General features: G+C 35.9%; 15 protein-coding genes (1 of these 15 only partly in view). 8 read left to right on the top strand and 7 right to left on the bottom strand.

What is annotated here, in order from left to right:
* Positions 1 to 1,273, top strand: partial view of a DHA2 family efflux MFS transporter permease subunit gene (locus tag BBBE_RS05225; RefSeq protein WP_010701502.1) — the 3' portion only. 299 nt of this gene lie to the left of the window's left edge; only the last 1,273 of its 1,572 coding nucleotides appear in the window; its start codon lies off the left edge, out of view; it ends in the stop codon at positions 1,271 to 1,273.
* A gap of 113 nt (positions 1,274 to 1,386) precedes the next feature.
* Here BBBE_RS05225 and BBBE_RS05230 read toward each other — a convergent pair whose 3' ends face one another.
* The 3 genes from BBBE_RS05230 to BBBE_RS05240 all read right to left on the bottom strand — a co-directional run bounded on the left by BBBE_RS05230 (position 1,387) and on the right by BBBE_RS05240 (position 5,140).
* Positions 1,387 to 2,520 carry a type III PLP-dependent enzyme gene (locus BBBE_RS05230; protein ID WP_010701503.1) on the bottom strand — a complete coding sequence of 378 codons (1,134 nt, stop codon included), beginning with the start codon at positions 2,518 to 2,520 and terminating at the stop codon, positions 1,387 to 1,389.
* A gap of 632 nt (positions 2,521 to 3,152) precedes the next feature.
* On the bottom strand, positions 3,153 to 4,067 hold the full coding sequence (gene trhO, locus BBBE_RS05235; RefSeq protein ID WP_010701504.1) for an oxygen-dependent tRNA uridine(34) hydroxylase TrhO: 915 nt from the start codon (positions 4,065 to 4,067) through the stop codon (positions 3,153 to 3,155).
* 242 nt (positions 4,068 to 4,309) lie between these two features.
* Positions 4,310 to 5,140, bottom strand: coding sequence for a ferredoxin--NADP reductase (locus BBBE_RS05240; RefSeq protein ID WP_010701505.1), 831 nt, complete (start codon positions 5,138 to 5,140; stop codon positions 4,310 to 4,312).
* Positions 5,141 to 5,797: 657 nt separating this feature from the next.
* Between BBBE_RS05240 and alr the strand changes: the two genes are divergently transcribed.
* Positions 5,798 to 6,919: an alanine racemase gene (gene alr / locus BBBE_RS05245; protein ID WP_010701506.1), complete on the top strand. Its 1,122-nt coding sequence runs from the start codon at positions 5,798 to 5,800 to the stop codon at positions 6,917 to 6,919.
* A gap of 437 nt (positions 6,920 to 7,356) precedes the next feature.
* Here alr and gcvP read toward each other — a convergent pair whose 3' ends face one another.
* Genes gcvP through gcvT form a run of 3 tightly spaced genes read right to left on the bottom strand, consistent with a single transcriptional unit; the run spans position 7,357 to position 11,651 of the window.
* On the bottom strand, positions 7,357 to 10,149 hold the full coding sequence (gene gcvP, locus BBBE_RS05250; RefSeq protein WP_010701507.1) for an aminomethyl-transferring glycine dehydrogenase: 2,793 nt from the start codon (positions 10,147 to 10,149) through the stop codon (positions 7,357 to 7,359).
* Between the two features lie 5 nt (positions 10,150 to 10,154).
* Positions 10,155 to 10,523, bottom strand: a complete 369-nt coding sequence (gcvH, locus tag BBBE_RS05255) for a glycine cleavage system protein GcvH (RefSeq protein WP_010701508.1) — start codon at positions 10,521 to 10,523, stop codon at positions 10,155 to 10,157.
* Positions 10,524 to 10,529: 6 nt separating this feature from the next.
* Positions 10,530 to 11,651: a glycine cleavage system aminomethyltransferase GcvT gene (gene gcvT / locus BBBE_RS05260; protein WP_010701509.1), complete on the bottom strand. Its 1,122-nt coding sequence runs from the start codon at positions 11,649 to 11,651 to the stop codon at positions 10,530 to 10,532.
* A 723-nt stretch (positions 11,652 to 12,374) separates the two neighbouring features.
* Here gcvT and BBBE_RS05265 point away from each other — a divergent pair.
* From BBBE_RS05265 to BBBE_RS05285, 5 genes are all read left to right on the top strand, one after another.
* Positions 12,375 to 12,566 (top strand): Trm112 family protein, encoded by a 192-nt coding sequence (locus BBBE_RS05265; protein ID WP_010701510.1) that lies wholly within the window; start codon positions 12,375 to 12,377, stop codon positions 12,564 to 12,566.
* Between the two features lie 732 nt (positions 12,567 to 13,298).
* Complete coding sequence (locus BBBE_RS05270; RefSeq protein WP_010701511.1) at positions 13,299 to 14,330, top strand: aspartate-semialdehyde dehydrogenase; 1,032 nt, start codon at positions 13,299 to 13,301, stop codon at positions 14,328 to 14,330.
* A 280-nt stretch (positions 14,331 to 14,610) separates the two neighbouring features.
* Positions 14,611 to 15,429: a MetQ/NlpA family ABC transporter substrate-binding protein gene (locus tag BBBE_RS05275; protein WP_010701512.1), complete on the top strand. Its 819-nt coding sequence runs from the start codon at positions 14,611 to 14,613 to the stop codon at positions 15,427 to 15,429.
* Between the two features lie 6 nt (positions 15,430 to 15,435).
* The gene (locus BBBE_RS05280; RefSeq protein WP_010701513.1) at positions 15,436 to 16,470 is read left to right on the top strand and encodes a methionine ABC transporter ATP-binding protein; all 1,035 of its coding nucleotides are present in this window, start codon (positions 15,436 to 15,438) and stop codon (positions 16,468 to 16,470) included.
* Positions 16,463 to 17,122: a methionine ABC transporter permease gene (locus tag BBBE_RS05285; protein ID WP_010701514.1), complete on the top strand. Its 660-nt coding sequence runs from the start codon at positions 16,463 to 16,465 to the stop codon at positions 17,120 to 17,122. Before BBBE_RS05280 ends, BBBE_RS05285 begins: the two co-directional genes overlap by 8 nt.
* Here BBBE_RS05285 and BBBE_RS05290 read toward each other — a convergent pair.
* Positions 17,119 to 17,607 (bottom strand): MaoC family dehydratase, encoded by a 489-nt coding sequence (locus tag BBBE_RS05290; RefSeq protein WP_010701515.1) that lies wholly within the window; start codon positions 17,605 to 17,607, stop codon positions 17,119 to 17,121. The two genes, BBBE_RS05285 and BBBE_RS05290, sit on opposite strands and share 4 nt — an antisense overlap.
* 136 nt (positions 17,608 to 17,743) lie before the next feature.
* Here BBBE_RS05290 and BBBE_RS05295 point away from each other — a divergent pair, with 136 nt between their 5' ends.
* Positions 17,744 to 19,069: an NAD(P)H-dependent oxidoreductase gene (locus tag BBBE_RS05295; RefSeq protein ID WP_010701516.1), complete on the top strand. Its 1,326-nt coding sequence runs from the start codon at positions 17,744 to 17,746 to the stop codon at positions 19,067 to 19,069.
* Positions 19,070 to 19,137 lie beyond the last annotated feature (68 nt).

Raw genomic sequence — 19,137 nt, forward strand, 5'->3', positions numbered from 1 at the left:
TATTCTTTGTGCCACAGCAACATCCATTGAACAAATGATATTCTATCGAGTACTCCAAGGCTTTATTGGTGGAGGTATTATTCCCAGTGTTTTTGTCGCTTCTTATACAATTTTTCCTCCTTCTAAACGCCCAATTATTTCACCTATTGTTGGGCTAGTAGCAACACTAGCACCAACCATTGGCCCAACAGTGGGAGGTTATCTCAGTCATACCTTATCGTGGCATTGGCTTTTTCTTATTAATGTGCCTTTTGGAATTATCATCTCAATTATAGCTTGGAAATTAATTGATTTTGACAAAGCTGATCTATCTTTACTTTCTAAATTTGACTGGTGGGGCCTTATTTCTATGGCAGTCTTCTTAGGATCTTTAGAATATGTTTTAGAAGAAGGTGCACGTCATGATTGGTTTAATAATAATTTGATCTTTAATTTTTTTATTATTATGCTCTTATCTGCTGGCATATTTTTTTGGCGTGCCTTTACTGTAAAAGAACCAATTGTTGATCTCACTGCTTTTTCTAATCGCAATTTTTCGATCGCATCGATGTTTTCTTTTATGCTTGGAATAGGTCTTTATGGTCTTACCTATCTTTATCCCGTCTATTTAAGCCAAATCCGTCACTATGATGCCCTTATGATTGGAAAAGCAGTTTTTGTTTCGGGGCTAGTTATGTTTTTTACTGCTCCTCTTGCAGGATTCCTTTCTGCACGAATGGACGCACGTCTTATGATAGCTATAGGATTTGCAAGTTTTGCTTGGGGAACTTGGTTGACTACCTCCATTACAGACGATTGGGATTTTTGGGAACTCTTTTGGCCACAAATTTTTCGCGGCATTTCAGTTATGTTGTGCATGGTTCCTATTAATAATATTGCCTTTGGATCATTACCACCAGAACGGATGAAAAATGCCTCTGGCCTTTTTAATTTAACACGAAATCTTGGTGGTGCAGTGGGGCTTGCTATTATCAGCACTCTTATGACACAACGTACTAACCTTCATTACGGGCGAACAGCTGAAACTATCCAACATGGAAATATTCAAGCAACAGAAATGCTTTCAAATCTCACCATGCAATTTAGCTCTGCTACTTTTGATCCCCACAGTCTTTCTTTACTCCAACTTTTTAATATGGTTTTCACACAAGCACAAATCATGGCTTTTAGTGATATCTTTTTTATAATGACTATTCTTTTTAGTATCTTAACCTTTTTTACCATCTTCCTCAAAAAAACACCGCTATCTACTAATATCTCTCCAAACCACTAATTTACCTTGTAAAGATGAAAAGCACTTTGTGTTCTGATTATTAAGTAGCGTGGTCTTTATTCCTTTGTCATTTCAATCGTGTGCTTTATAAAAATACTATATTTATAAAAAGCTTAGATTATATAGGAGCGTAAAGGCTCAAAACCATTAAATGCAACAGATGCATAAGTCGCTGTATAAGCACCAGTTCCGTGAATTAACAATTCATCTCCAATGGTTAGAGATAAAGGAAGAAGATACGGTGTTTTTTCATACATGACATCTGCTGAATCGCACGTTGGACCCGCTAAAATACAAGGTTCCATTGCTTTGTCATCATGAATTGTTTCAATAGGATAGCGAATAGCCTCACCCATAGTTTCGGCAAGACCATTAAATTTTCCTACATCAAGATAAACCCAGCGAATATTATCACCATCTGCCTTTTTGGATATTAACACAACCTCTGTACGAATAACACCAGCATTGCCAACTATCGCACGCCCTGGTTCAATAATCGTCTCAGGAATACGATTACCAAAATATTTTTTTAATGAATCAAAAATCGCTATACCATAAACCTGAGCTGTAGGAACCTCTTTCAAATAACGTGTTGGAAAACCTCCCCCCATATTAACTAATTTCAACTGAATACCTTCTTTCTCCAAACGCTCAAAAACTAAAGCTACATCCGATAAAGCATGATCCCAAGCGTTTAAATGTGTCTGCTGAGATCCCACATGAAAAGACACACCATATGCCTGCAAACCTAATTGGTGTGCCCGGCGCAGCACATCAACCGCCATATCAGGAACACAACCAAACTTGCGCGATAATGGCCATTCTGCCCCTTCACCATTGGTAAGAATTCGGCAAAAAATGCGAGCTCCTGGTGCAGCACGAGCAATTTTTTCTACTTCTTCAACGCAATCAACCGCATAAAGCGAAATGCCAAGAGTATGTGCATAAGCAATATCACACTCTTTTTTAATAGTATTTCCAAAAGAAATACGCTCAGCTGTTGCTCCTGCCTCTAAAGCCATTTCAATTTCTGCTATAGAAGCAGCATCAAAAGATGATCCCAAAGAAGCAAGCAAGCTTAAAATTTCAGGTGCTGGATTTGCTTTAATCGCATAAAAAATACGCGATTGAGGAAGAGCTTTTTCAAAATTTAAATAATTCTCACGGACAACATCAAGGTCAACAATCAAGCATGGACCTTTTGGGCGATGTGTTGAAAGAAAATCGCGAATACGTTGCGTTGTCATTTGCAATTCTCCTTAAGGAAGACAAAAGCCTCCCTATTTTAAACCAAAGGACAAAATACACACAAACCACCATTTCTATCCCGATTATTCAAATAATCAGGATAAATCAGCATTGTATGCAATGAAGAAACAGCGCGAAAACCGCATTGTTCCACTTTGTCTGCCTTTTTGATTGGAGTTGCACAAAAACTTCCGCACTGAAGGCAATGAGGTGTGCCTCTATAGTTATCCCAGCATTTTTAAATAGCCGGAAGACACCAGAAAGGCCCGCACCGTCGTTGCTTCAAGATGTCCTCATTCTTTCGATTGGCCGTAAGAATGACTGGAGCGGTTAGTTCCAGGTACCGTACCGGTTAATCTCACCATTTGAGAACCAGTGGACACCCACAGGCACGTGCGACTTTGGGCAATGTCGCGTATAAGACTAATTTTTATTTATTTCAATCATTTTTTTAATCTTCAGGTAAAAAAATGAGTGATAAAAATGCACTTTATTCAAAAACGTAAACCAGCTTATATACCACTTTATTAAACGCACAAAAATAGGCTAACCAATGCCTATATTAAAAGTGCCCTTTCCTTTAAAATAAAAGAAAAAACAAAAATCTTAAATATTAAAACAGCAATCACTATTACTCTTGATGAGAATACATTGCACGTGATTTTGATAACTGGAACTGTCTATGACGTTCTCGAAAACGCTGCCTATCAGCTTCGCTGCGTGTATTATAGCAAGTATCACACGACACACCTTCTTCATAATGAGGTGACAACTTGCTTTCAGCATTAAGAGGATAGCGACAAGCACGGCACAATTCGCGTCCACACTCTTCAAGGCCGTGACTCACAGAAACTCGTTCATCAAAAACAAAGCATTCACCCCACCACAAACTTTTTTCTTTTGGTATTGTTTCTAAATAGCGTAAAATACCGCCTTTTAAGTGGTAAACTTGGTCATAACCAAGTCCACGTACATAAGCTGTTGACTTTTCACACCGTATACCACCTGTGCAAAACATGGCGATTTTCTTTTTCTTTTTTAAATCACCTTCATGCTTAGTTATCCATTCAGGAAATTCACGAAACGTTTTAATACGAGGATCAATTGCTCCTTGAAAACTACCCAATGCATATTCATAATCATTGCGTGTATCAATTAAAATCGTCTCTTTATCTTGTATCAGGCCATTCCAATCTTCAGGCTCTACATAAGTGCCGACAATTTCTAATGGATTAACACCCTCTACCCCCATTGTAACAATTTCTTTTTTCAATCGTACTTTCATACGATGAAAAGGCATTTTTGAGGCCCATGAATATTTAAGTTCTGGCTCTTTCAAAGCAGGCTGCTCAGTAATAAAACGGACCAGTGTCTCAATTGCAATACAAGAACCAGCAACTGTCCCATTAATACCCTCTTTTGCTAAAAGCAAGGTACCCTTTATGCCATTTGCCTGGCATAAATCCAGTAAAGGTTTCTGTAATTGATGATAATGTTTTAAATCTGCAAAACAATAAAGAGCAGCAACTTTAAAATTCTTTTCCATATTCTTGCAATAACCCGCGTTTCATTCAATTTCAAGACCTATTCATATTACTTTTACATATTTTACTCTTTATATATTGTGCTTAAATTAAACTATACTCATTATATTATTTTATTGGAGAAAAATTACCTTGTATCCAAAATAGAATGCTTTTCGCCTTTTATCCTTAAATAGGCTCATATTGTTGCCTATATAATTTGCAAAATTCTGTGTTCATAACACGTAGTAATATAATTGTTTTTCTACCCTACAAAAGCACGTTCCACAACATAAGTGGCCGGCGCATTATTTGCCCCCTCAATAAGCCCGAAAGATTCACACATTGCTGCACAATCCTTCAGCATTGCCATTGAACCACAAATCATTACACGATCTTCATCAGAATTAATTTTAGGTAAACCAGCCATTTCAAAAAAAGCACCATTCTTCATTACATTAGTAATGCGCCCCATATACTCTGAAGGTTCACGAGTAGTCATAGGATAAAATTTTAACTGCTGTGCATATTCACCAATCAGGGGATCTTGATATAAAGATGCAACAAGATCTTTTGCATACGTCAATTCATTTTTTTCACGTGTTGTTTGAACAAGCACAACTTGAGAAAATTTCTCATAAGTTTCAGGATCACGAATAAGACTTGCAAAAGGAGCAACACCTGTGCCTGTTGAAAGGAGATAAAGGCGTTTTCCAGGAATAAGAGCATCAAGAACCAATGTTCCTGTAGACTTTTTACGCATTAAAACCGTATCACCAATTTTGATTTTTTGAAGATGTTCGGTCAATGGTCCTCCTGGAACTTTGATAGAAAAAAATTCCAGCTGTTCATCCCAAAATGGACTGGCAATTGAATAAGCACGATAAATTGGCTTTTCTGCATTCGGTAAGCCAATCATAACAAATTCGCCTGAACGAAAGCGAAAAGTTTCTGGCCGGTTGAGACGAAATTTAAACAAATGAGCCGTATAATGGCAAACCTCCTGAACGGTAAGCGCAAATACATTATCAGGAATAGGAAAGTTTGATGCAACACTACTGATGTTTGATTGAACATTGGTGGTACATACACTCATAAAATCGTTCCTTATATCCTTATTGAATATTAAATCTCAAATTTTGCAAATGATATAATAGTTGCCAGCCATCTGCCAATATCTCTTTTAAAACTTCTAGAACTTAACCCAATCAAATAGAAACATCTGAAACAGATATCTAACATACCAGATAACTCTTATAGTAAATCATTTCAATTACATCATATCGCTAGCGTCAACACACCACCAACAACAAGCATAACTTGTTGCCAAAATTTATTTTGGAAATTGGCAACTTTAAACCTTAAAATAAAACTTTTCATTTCTTCTTTTAAAAGCAATTAAAATATTTTCCATAAACAATACATATACTTTATAATACTTGAGAATGCTTTCTGCTCTTTCTACAGGTTCATACAATTATAGGAAATATTTTTTGTTTTTCAAAATATGCATTTAAGCAAAAAATAGCTTGCTTGCATTAATTATTGACATAACCTCATAATACAAATTGAAAATAATATTTCTCTTGATCATATTAACGCCAAACATTTTATTTCAAAAGATTGTTTTTATTATATATAATCCGATATGACTTCAAAAATAAAAACAACAGTTGAATTTTTTGCCCGAGTTTATACAAGCAACAACTCAAAAAGACCTTGTGTTTATTATTGACACAGCTAAGATTTTACAATGAATACATCTATTGATTATGACACAAAAACATTGTTCCCTTATACAGCTGTCGCAATTATTGATATTAGTGCCATTGTTGCTAATTACACAGCTTTAGCTCAGCATGTTGCTCCTACAGAATGTTCAGCTGTCGTAAAAGCCAACGCTTACGGGATAGGTGTTGAAAAAGTTGCTCCCGCGCTTTATCAAGCTGGTTGTCGTACTTTCTTTGTTGCCCAAATTAAAGAAGCACTTCAATTAAAAGCCATTTTACCACCTAATGTTACCCTTGCCCTTCTCAGTGGGCTTCCACCTACTTCAGAAGAATTTGTAGCGCAAGCGGGTATTGTCCCTGTTCTTAATTCTTGGCATGAAATTGAAAATTGGCAAATGCTTTGTCAAGAAAAGAGCACAAGATTCCCAGCAATCGTTCAAATTGATACCAATATGAATCGGTTAGGTCTTGATCAAAAAGAATTACAACAACTTATTAAGCACCCTACCCTGTTCGAAATAGCAGATATAAAATATATTATAAGTCACCTTGCCAATGGAGATGATTGCACGCATTCATCTAATTACACACAACTAACCACCATAAAAAAAATACTTGCACAATTACCTGCGTGTAAAGTTTCGCTTGCTAATTCTGGAGGAATTTTCCTTGGTCCAGATTTTTATTTTGACCTTGTTCGTCCAGGTATTGCACTTTATGGCATTAATTCCCATGGAAAACATACAATACCTATCAAACCTGTTTTAAAACTTAAAGCTCAAGTTATTCAAAGTCGCTGTGTTGAAGAAGGTACACCAATAGGCTATGGAGGAAGCTTTATTACCCACCGACCAAGTATTCTTACAACCATTTCTATTGGCTATGCTGATGGATGGTTACGCAATCTTTCTAACAAAGGCTCTGTTTATTTCAAAGGATACAAACTTCCCATCGTTGGACGAATCTCTATGGATTCTATAATTGTTGATGCAACCAACATTGAACACGACAAACCTAAAAGAGGTGACTGGGTAGAACTCATTGGAGAGCATCAAAAAATTGAAGATATTTCTATAGATGCAAATACTGTTCCTCACGAAATTCTTTCTTCTCTTGGTGCTCGTTGTAAGCGCATTTATATTTAAGCCATCGAAAAGTTATCAATAAAATTAATTTATGAAAATATCATTTTAGAAAAAACAGTGCTACTAGTGTAACCCGAACATAGCTCCTTCAAGAGCTATAAGGATATACTTCCCCTTTATCTCTATAAAATCAAATTTAGCTAATTCATAAGAAAGCTAACCAGCTTTTCAGCATCAAAATACTTACTAAACGAATAGAGAGAACCTAATTTGTTGTTGAATTCTTCTTGCTCTTTTTTTATCCAATAGAATTAGCATTAAAATTTCAACTTAATTTATAAGAATTTTCAAATATTTATATCTTAAAAAGAAAAAAATAGCTAATTCATCAGTAATAACATAAGTGAAAAACTAATTTTGACAAAACAAAATTTGATAGCACTTACTGTTAATAAATAATTCTAGAAACCCACAAAATAAGTAGACTTCTATGATATTTAATACGCTACTACTGGCGGGCAAGAACAGATTAATGCTCGATCGCCAGCAACATTATCAATGCGTGAAACAGGTGGCCAGTATTTACTAGCTGGATCAACATGGTGATTAGGAAAAGCAGCCTCTTTCCGCGAATAAGCCCTCTTCCAATGATCATCCAAAGTATCTGCCAACGTATGCGGTGCATTTACTAGTGGATTATCTTCCTTTGGCCAAACCCCTTCACCAATTTTTTTAGCTTCTTCAGCAATAGATAATAAAGCATCACAAAAACGATCAATCTCTGCTTTTGGCTCTGATTCTGTTGGTTCAATCATCAAAGTTCCAGGAACTGGAAATGACATAGTCGGTGCGTGAAATCCATAGTCTATTAAACGCTTTGCAATATCATCGACACTAACCCCATATTCTTCTTTCAACAAACGTGTATCCACAATACATTCATGGGCAACACGCCCATGCTTGCCCCGATAAAGAATAGAATAAGTCTTTGAAAGACGTGCAGCAATATAATTGGCATTTAATATTGCCGTTTGCGTTGCATATTTTAAACCATCTGCTCCCATCATCCGAATATACATCCACGTAATAACAAGAATAGAAGCGCTTCCATAAGGAGCTGCAGAAACTGCATGTGTTGTCTTATGTTGTTCATGACCAGGCAAAAATGGTTTTAAATGCTCTTTTACACCAATCGGTCCAACACCCGGACCACCACCTCCATGAGGAATTGCAAATGTTTTATGAAGATTCATATGACAAACATCGGCTCCCATATCTGCCGGACGTGCAAGACCTACAAGCGCATTTAAATTAGCTCCATCAAAATAAACTTGTCCACCATTTTCATGAATAATAGCACAAATGTCCTTAATGCTTTCTTCATAAACGCCATGCGTTGAAGGATAAGTGATCATCAAAGCTGCCAAACAATCTTTATGCAATTGTGCTTTAGTTCTAAGATCATTAATATCGACATCGCCATCATTTAAACATTGAACCACAACAACTTTCATACCAGCCATATGGGCTGAAGCTGGATTGGTACCATGTGCAGATGCAGGAACAAGACAAACATTACGTTGGTGATCGCCACGAGATTGATGATATCGACGAATAGCCAAAAGCCCAGCATATTCACCCTGAGCACCAGAGTTTGGCTGAAAAGAAACTTGAGAAAACCCTGTAATTTCACACAACCACGCATTTAGCTGACTGATTATTTCTTGATAACCCTCTTCGTCTCCTTGAGGAGCAAAAGGGTGTATATTAGCGACTACAGACCAGCTTACAGGTATTAACTCAGCCGCTGCGTTAAGCTTCATTGTACAAGAACCAAGTGGAATCATCGCTCGATCCAGCGCTAAATCTTTATCTGATAAGCGGCGCAAAAAGCGCATCATATCTGTTTCTGAATGAATCGCACGAAAAAATGGTTGTGAAAGAAAAGTAGCATCACGCTCTTTACCCAAAAGCTTTGAATCAGATTGGTCTGCTAGTTGTGCGCCAAAAAGCTGTGCTAAAGTACAAGCATCTTCCTCTGTTGATAATTCATCAAAATTGATTGCAACCCTATCATTGTCAAGAACACGAATAAGATACCCATTCGTTTTTGCTTGAGCCGTAATTTCTTGAGCTTTTCCCTTAACAAAAATGCTGACACAATCAAAAAAGTGTTGATTTTCACAACGTATACCTGCTGCCTCTAAACCATTAACAAAACGGCATGTTAAGTGGTGAATCCTCTTAGCAATTGCTTGTAAACCTTGTGGTCCATGCCAAACAGCATAAGCCACAGCCATATTAGCCAATAAAGCCTGCGCTGTACATATATTTGATGTAGCTTTATCACGCCGAATATGTTGTTCACGAGTCTGCAATGCCAAGCGAAAAGCAGTACGGCCTTTTGTATCGACTGATTGACCAACAATACGCCCTGGAATCAAACGTGTTAAAGCAGAACTCACTGCAAGATAGCCCGCATGAGGACCACCAAACCCCATTGGAACACCATAACGTTGCATAGAGCCAACAACAATATCTGCACCCCACTTTGCTGGCGGCTCCATAATAGTAAGTGCCAAAGGATCAGCAACAACAATTACCAGCGCTCCTTTTGCTTTTGCTTCTTTAATGACCTCACTGTAATCATTAAAGCAACCTTTTGTGTCTGGCCATGACAAAACAATAGCTGCTGTATCTGCACAAATTTCACCATGCGTGTTGATGTGAATACCCTGTGTTTCAGCGCGTGTTTGAATGACATTCAAAGTCTGAGAATGTAATAAATTTTGAATCGAAATTTTTGTCTTTTTTTCACGTGCAAAGCGGAAAGCCACTGCATTAGCTTCAGCTAAGGCTGTTGCTTCATCCAAAAGCGAAGCAGCAGCAACAGGCAAACCTGTCAATTCGCTAACCAATGTTTGAAAATAAAATAATAACTCTAAGCGACCTTGGCTAATCTCTGCTTGATAAGGTGTATAAGCAGTATACCAAGCTGGATTTTCAAAAAGATTGCGTAAAATAACAGATGGCACACACGTTCCATAATAACCTTGACCAATGAAATTTTTGCGCAAACGATTGCGCCCCATCATCTTAAACAATTCTTCTAAAGCCTGCTTTTCACTTGCCGCTTGCGGTAAATCAAGCGGATGCTCTAAATGAATAGAGCGAGGTATAGCTTGAGAGATCAATGTTTCAACTGAATCAAGTTCTAAAATATTTAGCATTTCCTGTATTTCATCAGGTCGAATTCCGATATGCCGAGAAAAAAAACAACGTTCTTGCATAATACTTATCCAATCAACGCTTTATAAGCATTTTCGTCCAGCAACTCATCAAGTTGTGTTTCATCTTGTAGCGTCATTTTCCATAACCAACCTTCTTCTTCAGCTTTTTGATTTACCAGCGCAGGATCATCTGCCAATGCCTCATTAATTTCGATAACCTCACCATCGATAGGTGCATAAACATCTGAAGCTGCTTTAACCGATTCTACAACAGCAGCAGAATCTCCTTTGGAAAGCTGTGTTCCACTTTGTGGCAAATCAACAAAAACCAAATCACCTAACTGCTCTTGAGCATAATGCGTGATTCCAATAGTGGCTACTTTCCCTTCAATGCTGAGCCATTCATGATCTTGTGTAAAATAAATCTTAGACATAGAATATTACCCTTTAAAATAACGTTGCTTAATAAAAGGGAGCAAGTGAACAGACAATGTAATCTTTTTACCACGCAATTCAGTAAATACTTCTGTTCCTTCATCCTTCCAATCAACAGAGACATAGCCCATCGCTACTGGACCGTTAAAAGAAGGACCAAAACTCCCCGATGTTACTACTCCAATCTGATTACCTTTATCATCAAGAAGAACTGCACCAGCGCGTACAGGTTGACGAGTTTGCGGTTTTAGACCAACACGACAGCGTGATGGCCCCTTTTCATATGCTTCAAGAAAAGCTTTTGCTCCATAAAACTTGGCTTTTTCGCGAACATTTTTGGAAACAGCCCACGTCAATGCAGCTTCAATAGGATTGATGTCAGATGTAATATCGTTACCATGTAAACACAGCCCAGCTTCCAACCGAAGACTATCGCGTGCTGCAAGACCAATCCATTCAACACGGTGATCATTAAGCAATTTCTCCGCTAATTCGTGGGCTTGATCTTTTGGTAACGCAATTTCAAAACCATCTTCTCCTGTATAGCCAGAACGTGTTATGAACCAATCTTGCTGTGGTTCAAACCCTTGCATAAATAATAATTCATTACCAGGTAAACCTGTATCAACCATAACAGATGCGGCTTGTGGACCTTGAAGAGCAAGAAGTACTCTTTCCAGTGCAGTTACCTGACAACTAAAGTTAGTAGCACGTTTTTTAAGTTCAGCAAGATCAGCTTGTGCATTACCTGCGTTAACGACCAGTATAAAACGGTGACTTCCTAAACGAGTGAGAATAAGATCATCAAGAATACCAGCCTGTTCATTAAGTAAATAGTTATACCGTGATTGGCGTTCTTTTAAAAGTGCAGCATTTACAGGAAGAGCGTAGGATAAAAATTCAGCTGCTTGTGGCCCTTCAACAACAATCAATTTCATATGAGAAATATCAAAAAGGCCGGCATGAGCGCGAGTGTGGAGATGTTCTTTTAAAACTCCTAGAGGATAAGTTAAAGGCATCATCCAACCAGCAAAAGGACCAAATTTTGCCCCTGCTTTTTTGTGCACTTCATGCAAGGGAAGATTTTTCAAAGAAGGCATTTCAGGTTTTTGCGATAGTGTATTCATAATTTCTCCAAAGTCGCACCATCACTATGTGATATAGTAACTTCTATTCTTGTTTGCCGTAATTTTAAGGGATTTGCTAAAAATGTTTAAATTTCTGGCATTGGACTTAGCCGCTTTTTAAATAAGCTTTTTATGGCCCTTATAGTTTTTTAAAATTATAGACCATTTCCCCTTTTGGTAACAAATATGAAAATTTGAGTTTTGCTTTCTTACACACAAGAATGAAAGTAATAATAATGCTCTTTCTGACATATCTTTATATATATTCTATCTTTTTCACACTGTCATTAGCAAATTGATTAGTATTCCCTAAATTTTAAGTTTTTTGATATACATGAGCTGTTTTAAAGACTTTGAAATTATATAGATTCTTTTTTATAATTGCTTAGTTAAAATACAACACAAAGAAGTACGAGGACTATTAAAAAAAAACAATTAAAAACTTTGAAGAAACATTATACCGTTTAGCAATAATCCAATCATAATGATAAAGCTTAATAATATTAAATAGTGGGATTGAGATAAGTTACAAAGCTTTATCTAAAACTTAAGTGTTATAAATATTATCTATAAAGCAGTGTGCTTTTTTTATATCTTTTAAATTTTATAGTTGGAAGCGCCAGATATTACAAACCGTATCTAAATTCTTCTTACTTTAACTGAGCTTTTACTTATGAAACAAAAAGAGAATATATCATTGTTTAAATTAATGGATCTGAAAATATGAAAAAAGTGATTACTGATCCCAAAATGCTTGAATTGCTTGTTTGTCCAATTACGAGAGGGACACTTTCCTTAAACCGAAAAACACAAGAATTAATTTCACTTAAAGCGAAGTTGGCTTATCCTATTCGTGATGGTGTTCCTATTATGCTTGCTTCAGAAGCTCGTTCTCTACAATCAGATGAAAAATAAATACTTTTTTATTTCTTCTTGAAAAGTAATTTGCAGATCAATTTGACATCTGTAAAGATTTTTTCTTAATCAATTTTTATACGCTTTTTTATAAAAGAGCATTTTTGTAAAAGTAAGATTATATTTTTTCTCCATTACACATTATTATACAAAAATGTGAGAATTAAGTCTGGTGTTTATGATTGAAAATGAGCTAACTTTGTGCACTAAGTTAAAATAAAGCTTTTGATTGTTTTTTCTGACTACCAACATAAATAACTGGAAAATTCCAAACAGATGCAAAAAATCTTGAAAATAATCTATATATAGCTTCATATTTGAATAGTTAAATGAAAAAATTATTAGTATAATGAATAATACCGCTAACGTAAAGTCATTATTCAAAAGTCTTAAAGTACAACAATTGACAAAAAATAAGGAACTCAATAAATTGAGGTCTCGTCAAGAAGGGTATTTGTATAGTTTGATATATAACATTCAAGATTTTTTATTTTCAAAAATTAAAAAAAACAGCACATGATAAAGTGAAGCCGCTATAGTGTTATGATCACTATAAATATATACGTAGCTGATCAATTAAATCACTGTGTAGCACTGAATTGGGCTTAAAAACAACGCAAAGATTATTTTATGCCTCTTAACTTAACTTATCTTTTCCTAGTTACAATATGAAGAAAAAAGGTTGATGATGTGTTAGTTTTGTACAGTGGAAAAGAATAGGAGTGTAGAAAAATGAATTTTAAAGTTGCAGTTGTCGGTGCAACCGGGAACGTTGGTCGTGAAATGTTAACAATTTTGGAAGAACGAGGTTTTCCTGCAAGTCAAATAATTCCTTTAGCTTCACGCCGTTCATTAGGGCAAAGTGTTTCTTATGGCGATAAAACTTTAAAAGTAAAAGCACTTGATACGTATGATTTTTCTGATACAGATTTATGCCTTATGTCTGCTGGAGGAAATGTTTCTAAAGAATACGCCCCCAAAATTGGCGCAGCTGGTTGTGTGGTAATCGATAATTCGTCTACTTGGCGTTATAATCCTGATATTCCTTTAATTGTACCTGAAGTTAATGCACAAGCTATAGGTAGTTTTTCTAAACACAATATTATTGCTAATCCTAATTGTTCAACAATTCAACTTGTTGTAGCTTTAAAACCTCTCCATGATGCTGCAATTATCAAGCGCGTTGTTGTTTCCACCTATCAATCAGTTTCTGGAGCTGGTAAAGCGGGGATGGATGAATTGTTTGAGCAATCAAGAGCGGTTTTTGTTGCTGATCCAATTTCATCAAAAAAATTCACCAAACGTATTGCTTTTAATATCATTCCCCACATAGATGTGTTTATGGAAGATGGTTATACTAAAGAGGAATGGAAAGTAATGGTTGAGACAAAAAAGATTCTTGACCCAAGGATCAAATTAACAGCTACTGCTGTTCGAGTTCCTGTCTTTATCAGTCATGCTGAAGCTGTTAATATTGAGTTTGAAAAACCGTTGAGCGCTAATGAAGCGCGAACCATTTTACGTGATGCACCAAGTTGCCAACTTATCGATAAATGTGAAGATGGTGGTTATATCACACCTTATGAATGCACCGGTGAAAATGATGTTTTTATTAGTCGCGTTCGTGAAGATATTACTGTTGAAAATGGTTTAACTTTTTGGGTTGTTGCTGATAATTTGAGAAAAGGAGCAGCGCTGAACGCAATTCAAATTGCTGAATTGCTTGTCTCTGATGGCTTGATCAAACCTAAAGCAGCAGCTTAAATAAAAACAGTAATATAAAGCAAAAAAATTTCTGTATGCTGTAAAGTGGATTTAAAAAATAATTAGTAGAGTATTTTGATTAAATTTGAAATTGAAATGCTTGAAAACATATTTATTAGAATAACAAGTGTTTATGGCAAAAAATAACTTATCTTTTCAATAAAAATGATTGAATATTTTATTAAGCTTTTATACTCTTTCAATTTTCTTCCCAAAAATATTGAGTGTATTAGATTTTTCCTTTAAAGAATCTTGAAAAATAGAAGAAAGATAAACACATATGACATTGAATAAATTGTCTTGGTATATTGTAATAGGAATATCTCTTTTTCTTTCCACATTTTTTTTACATGTTCCTTTTGCTATGACAGCAGATAAGTCAAAAATTAAACTTAGTGTTATGGAAGGGGAAGAAGCAACTGTTTGGAAGGTTGCTATTGAGCAAGCTAAAAAAGCTGGTCTGGATGTTGAACTCGTTTATTTTTCTGATTACGCTTTGCCCAATGATGCTGTTAATGCGGGAGATATTGATGCAAATGCTTTTCAACATACACCTTATTTAAATAATCAAATTATGCAGCGTGGTTATAAACTTTCGATCGCTGGCTATACATTTATCGCCCCAATTGGTATTTATTCACGTAAAATTAAAGATATAAAAGACTTACGTGATGGAGCAAATGTTGGTATCCCTAACGATCCATCAAATGGTGGGAGAGCTTTGCTTCTTTTAAACTCTTTAGGTCTTATTAAGTTAAAAGATTCTCAGAATGTTCTTTCATCTCCGTTTGATATTATTGAAAATCCTAAAAATTTAAAGATTCGTGAGTTAGATGCTGGTATTCTAGGGCGAGCAATCAACGATTTTGATATTGCGATTGTAAATACAAATTGGGCTTTGGTTAGTGGATTAGACTTACAAAAAGATGTTATTGTGTGGGAAAAGGTAGAAAATAATCCTTACAATAATGTCATTGTTGTGCGCACTATTGATAAAGATGAGCCATGGGTTAAAAAATTAGTGGCTGCTTATAATAGCGAACCTGTACGTGCGAAACTTAAAGAGGTTTTTGGTACAGCTGTTCAAACATCTTGGTAATTACGAATGGAAACCTCTGCTCTTATTTCTTTAAAAAATGTTAGCCGCTATTTTTCTAGCGCTGCATCTACTCCAGCAATCGATAATTTATCTCTTGATATTCATACAGGTGAAATTCTTGGTATTATCGGGCGTAGTGGTGCAGGAAAATCTACACTTATGCGCTGTTTAAATGGGCTAGAACAGATTGATGAAGGGTGTATCTTTTTTGAAGGTGTTAATGTTTCAAATTTGTCAGAAACACAATGGGCACCTTATCGTCAACGTATTGGGATGATTTTTCAACATTTTAATCTTTTATCTTCACAAAAAGTTATTGATAATATTGCGTTACCTCTCAAATTAGCAGGTGTAAATAAAAAACAACGTTATCAGCGTACTTTTGAGCTTATTGAATTGGTTGGATTATCTGGAAAAGAGCATCATTATCCTGCAGAACTTTCAGGGGGGCAAAAACAGCGCGTTGGAATTGCACGTTCTTTAGCGGCTAATCCTAAAATATTATTATCAGATGAAGCAACTTCTGCGCTTGATCCTGAAACAACGCAGTCTATTTTGGAGCTTCTTGCTGATATCAATAACCGTCTTAATTTAACTATTGTACTTATTACTCATGAAATGGAAGTTGTTCGCGCTATTGCACATCGTGTTGTTGTTTTAAATCAAGGGCGTATTGTGGAGGAAGGATGTGTAAAAGACATTTTCACGTCACCGCAGGAAGATACAACTATTGCTATGTTGAAACTTGTAACGCCACAACTTCCTAAAGAATTGGCGCAAAAACTTAAACCAATGGGGCAAGAAGCCGTTATTGAAATTAACATTGCTGGTGAAATTGCTCAGCAACCTTTTTTAAGTCTTATTGAAGATGAAGTAGGGTTAAGAGCACGTATTTTGCATGGTGGCATTGATACAGTTCAGGGTGAGATTATAGGTCGTCTTTTTTTAGGCTTCCCAAGTCAAGATAAAGTGGCTTTGGAAAAAGCAGTCAGATGGTTGACGGAAAGAGGACGATATTGTGAGGTTTTAGGTTATGTTTAATGTTCTTTTTCGTGAACTCCCTGGTGCCATTTTTGATACATTATTTATGACCATTAGTGCTTCTTTTATGGCGCTTATTGTGGGCCTTCCGCTTGGTTTGTTGCTTTATGCAACTGCACATGGGAGTCTTTTTTCATCACGTCTTATCAACCGTCCTTTAAGTATTATTATTGATAGTGTGCGTGCTATTCCCTTTATAATTCTTGCTTTTTATCTTCTTCCTGTTACTCGTATTGTTGTAGGAAGCGGTGTGGGAATTTTTTCTGTAATTTTTGTTCTTACTATTTCGGCTATTCCTTTTTATGCTCGTATAGCAGAATTATCTTTTAAAACAGTTGAATATAGTTTGGTTGAAGCTGTTCGTTCTATGGGAGCTAGTCGTTTTCAAATTGTTAGATATGTACTTATTCCGGAAGCGCTTTCTAGTTTAATTACTGGTTTTACGGTTATGGTGATTTCTCTTATTAGTGCTACTTCACTTGCTGGATATCTTGGTGGTGGAGGTTTGGGTGATATGGCGATCCGTTATGGTTATCAGCGTTATAATACTTCCATTATGACAATAGTTATTGTTTTTTTGATTATTTTCAATATTTTTGTTCAATGGTTTGGTAATCGAATTTCGCAGAAATTTGATAAAACGAAGTATTAAGAAACTGAAAAGTTTATTTCTTTTTCTTCAATCATGGCAATAACAAGCCAATGTGCTACAAGAGCTGGGTTTTTTAATTTATCGATTTCTATTGTAGCTTTATAATGAAAAACAATTCTACCAGAGGGGCGAATTTTTGCATCATCTAAAATGAAACGGGCGCGTATTTGTGCGCCTGTTTTTACAGGACTTATGAAGCGTATTTTATCAAAACCATAATTAATTCCCATTGTTGCACCTTCTAATTTTGGCAGTGCTTCATAGGCTAGTGTAGATAATAGCGATAATGTTAGAAAACCATGAGCAATAGTACCACCGAAAGGTGTTTTTTTTGCTTTTTCTTCATCTACGTGGATCCATTGATGATCATCTGTTGCAGATGCAAATTGATTAATCATATCCTGTGTAACTATGCGCCATTGTGATAAACCAATTTCTTTTCCAATGAAATTTTTTATGTCTTGGATCGCTATTTTTCGTTGCATAATGTCATTCCTATTTTATTTGACAAAAGCTTTATATATTCTCCCTTGCTTTTATAAAACCCATTGATTAGAGCATCAATTATAAAAACAAATAAGTGTGTTCGTGAATAAATAATTTTTTCGGATGGAAAAAATAATGGCAAGTAATGTAAGATTGACAGGTTTAGCACATGATTTGAAACAGCGTGCAGAAAATAATCAACCCATTCGTATTGGACTTATTGGTTGTGGGGAAATGGGAACAGATTTGTTGTCAAGTGTTGCGCATATGGATGGTATAACAATTGCGGCTGTTTCTACTCGAACGCCGCTACGTGTTTTTAATGCTGCTGTTTTGGCATATGGTGAAGAAGGTCATGTATGCGAAGTTGAGAATGCTACAGCTTTAACTCAAGCTATTGAGAAAAAGATAATTGCTGTTACGGACGATTTAGATCTTATTTTGTGTCATGAACAAATTGATATTATTGTTGATGCGACAGGTCATCCGGAAACAGGTGCTAAAGTTGGTCTTAAAGCACTCGAGAATAATAAGCATCTTGTTATGATGAATGTTGAAGCAGATGTTACAGTTGGTGCTTATCTTAAATATGAAGCTGATAAACGAGGTTTAATTTATACGCTTGGTGCTGGTGACGAACCTTCTTCTTGTATGGAGCTTATCGAATTTGTTTCAGCTCTTGGGCATAAGATTGTTGCAGCTGGTAAAGGAAAAAATAATCCACTTATTTTTGATGCTATACCGGATTTGTATGAAGAAGAAGCTTTACGACGAAATATGAATGTCCGTATGTTAGTTGAATTTATTGATGGTTCTAAAACGATGGTTGAAATGGCAGCTATTGCTAATGCTACAGGCCTTCTTCCAGATTGCCCTGGGATGCACGGTCCACAAGCATCACTTGAAGATTTAAATAAAGTACTTATTCCAAAGGAAGATGGTGGTATTTTAGATAGGTATGGCGTTGTAGATTATTCAACAGGTCAAGGAGTATCGCCTGGTGTTTTTGTAATTGCCGAGATAACACATCCACGTCTACGTGAACGTATGAAAGATTTAAAGATCGGTGAAGGGCCATATTTTACCTTTTATCGCCCATATCACTTAACTTCAATGGAAGTTCCACTTACCTGTGCACGTGTAGTGCTTTATGGTAAAGCGGATATGACACCACTTAATTACCCAGTAGCAGAAGTTTGTGCTGTTGCAAAAAAAGATCTTCATCCTGGCGATCAATTAGATGCCATCGGTTTATACACTTACCGTGCTTGGACAATGAGCGCTTTAGAGGCACGTATACACAAAGCCATTCCCTGTGGCCTTTTAGAAAAGGCCACAGTTACATCAGAGATTAAAAAGAATGAAATTATCACACAATATAATACTAGCCTTTTTAAAGACCAATGTATTATACATCTTCGTACCCAACAAGATCTTTTATTAAATTCACAAGATAAATAAAATATTTTATTTTAAAGTAAAATCAATGTAATTTCAAGTATATTTTATACATTTATAATGTATTTTAT

The sequence above is a fragment of the Bartonella bovis 91-4 genome (assembly GCF_000384965.1).
GTDB lineage: Bacteria > Pseudomonadota > Alphaproteobacteria > Rhizobiales > Rhizobiaceae > Bartonella > Bartonella bovis.